We start from the raw sequence: 2363 nt of genomic DNA, 5'->3' as shown, positions 1-2363 counted from the left end.
ATTCAAGGGTGAGTATGAAAAAATTCATATGCCCAATAACAGCGGCGTACCGTTTATCATGTCCTGTATCTTCTTTGTCTTTGGATTTGCGTTAGTATTCAGCATATGGTTTCTTGCGATTATTGGGTTAATCGGTATCTTTGTTTGCATGGCTCATCGTTCATTCGAAATAGATCATGGTCATTACATTTCTGTAGAAGAAATTAAAGAGACAGAAGCAAAATTTAGGGGTGTTAATAAATGGAAATAGATCACTCGCAACCTCTTGAATATAGTACGGAACAAAATCGTCTGAATATTTTAGGCTTCTGGATTTTTCTTGGAGCCGAAATTATGCTTTTTGCAACACTCTTTGCATCATATTTTACATTAGTTGATCGTACGGGTAACGGTCCTACTGGAGCAGAAATTTTTGAAATCACTCCAGTACTTGCTGAAACATTTTTGCTCTTAACAAGCAGTTTTGTCATCGGGCTTGGAATTCATGCCATGCGACTTGGCAACAAGAAAGCCATGTTGACATTCTTCGTAATCACTCTTCTTCTTGGATTAGGATTCTTAGGATTTGAAATTACTGAGTTCATTACCTATTATCGCGAAGGAGCTACACTGCAAACTAGTGCATTTACATCGATGCTCTTTACAACATTAGGGACACATGGAGCACATGTTACATTAGGGCTTTTCTGGGGGTTATTTATTATCCTTCAAGTGAAAAAACGCGGGTTGACACCTGAAACAGCCAATAAATCCTTCATTTTCTCTCTTTACTGGCATTTCTTAGATATCGTTTGGATCTTCATCTTCACCTTTATCTACATGAAAGGAATGACATAAACATGAAGGAATTATTCCCGGCTAAACAAATATGGGGTTTTGTATTTTCATTGATTTTGACATTTGTAGCTCTTTTGGTTTACTTCTTCAATATGTCAAAAGCAACAGGCATGACGATTTTTATATTGACAGCATTCATACAAGCAGCTGTTCAACTTGTTGTATTTATGCATGCTCGTGAAACTGATGATAGCAAATCAATTTTTATGACACTATATTGCGCCATATTACTGGCTCTAATAACTGTCTTCGGTACAATACTGTGTATGGTCTGGGGTTTTTATTGATATGAAACAGCTCGGGAATCAGTAGGCGTATGATGAGTAATTGAAGTTGAAGTAGGAACAATGAGCAATGAATAGGGAAAAGCTTATAATGCCCTATCGCAATATAACTGCTGATAAATTCCAATTTTAAAAAGCGACCTTCATTTAAGGGGTACGGATTTTGTCATTCCCTTTTAAGATTATTTCCAACCCCAATGAGAATTCAGTCTTAGCTATTGGATCTCCATGTTTTAACATTCTCACTATTGATATTAAATAATATACTTTACTCTAATGGATTTATTGTTTTGTCAGAAGTACCTCTTATGGAATCTAACTAATGAGTGGTAAAAGTAAAATGATTCTTTCATTTTCTAACGGAGAAATCGATTCTTTAGTGACAGATACAAGCGAATTGCTAGGGGAAATAGCCACTGATAGTGCGGATTCAGATGGCCATCAAGTGAAAAAATGTTTAATAAACCATTAAGGAAAAGTACTGGCAGGGTGTTTGATGGGTGGGAAGAGTACCAAAAAGAAATTTCCTATTTCTCCTGATGCAATGAAAGCTTATCAAGAACTTCATCGTGAAAATCCTACTCGTGAGTTATATGTTCTTCATACTAATCGTAAGAATGGGTAGGTGTAAGGCGATAGTGAAAAGACTGGATTTTTTACAGCAAATAAAAGCAAAAAATAATAAAACTAACAATAGAGTTCAATTGAAAGGAAGTAGAGGTGATTATTCTTTACTTGCTTTTTCATTTATTTTTGATTATTAAAGTGAGCTAGCAAAATAACTAAGTAGTCAGTGGAACAACCATGTGTCCACTGGCTTCTTTTCGACATGTTTTCTTTAGAAAAGACTACAATAAAAATGACGTCCTTACCTTTGTATAGTGAGCTAATGAACATGAAAGACTGTTGAAACGTAATTACTTTAACTTAGCTGCAGGGTGCATTCACGTTTCCATAAATAAAAATATCCCCTCATTTTAGACAGAACAGTGAAAACCACTATTCCTTTCTTAGTTGAAGGCGATTTTTCCCTTTTGCAAAATGAAAGCCTGCTGGTAAATTGGATAATGAGGTTTTGGAGAAATTCCCCCATCCAAGCGGCATGACAGAACATGCTTAGTGTATTTGTTAAGGGACGGGGCATTAGGTTAAACAAGATTGAAGCACTTCGTTTCCTTTATCGAATCATGAAGAACTAAGTCCTTAAAGTAAAAAAATTCTTTAAAAGGATGTAATCAATAT

Annotated in this window: 3 protein-coding genes and 1 pseudogene; all 4 read left to right on the top strand. The window is 35.4% G+C overall.

Annotation, left to right across the window (positions count from 1 at the left end; translation table 11 throughout):
• Positions 1–250: pseudogene (locus ACFVSH_RS25560) on the top strand (cytochrome ubiquinol oxidase subunit I); the annotation flags it as partial.
• Complete coding sequence (gene qoxC, locus ACFVSH_RS25555) at positions 241–837, top strand: cytochrome aa3 quinol oxidase subunit III (protein WP_098369342.1); 597 nt, start codon at positions 241–243, stop codon at positions 835–837. The pseudogene ACFVSH_RS25560 and the gene qoxC, both read left to right, overlap by 10 nt.
• A 2-nt stretch (positions 838–839) precedes the next feature.
• Positions 840–1124, top strand: a complete 285-nt coding sequence (gene qoxD, locus ACFVSH_RS25550; RefSeq protein ID WP_192205165.1) for a cytochrome aa3 quinol oxidase subunit IV — start codon at positions 840–842, stop codon at positions 1122–1124.
• 319 nt (positions 1125–1443) lie between these two features.
• Positions 1444–1593, top strand: a complete 150-nt coding sequence (locus tag ACFVSH_RS25545) for a hypothetical protein (protein ID WP_387604187.1) — start codon at positions 1444–1446, stop codon at positions 1591–1593.
• Positions 1594–2363 lie beyond the last annotated feature (770 nt).

The organism is Peribacillus sp. NPDC058002 (genome assembly GCF_042886655.1).
GTDB classification, from domain to species: Bacteria; Bacillota; Bacilli; order Bacillales; family DSM-1321; genus Peribacillus; species Peribacillus aracenensis.
Note: the sequence above shows the minus strand (reverse complement) of the source record. Positions and strands in the feature narration are given on the sequence as shown.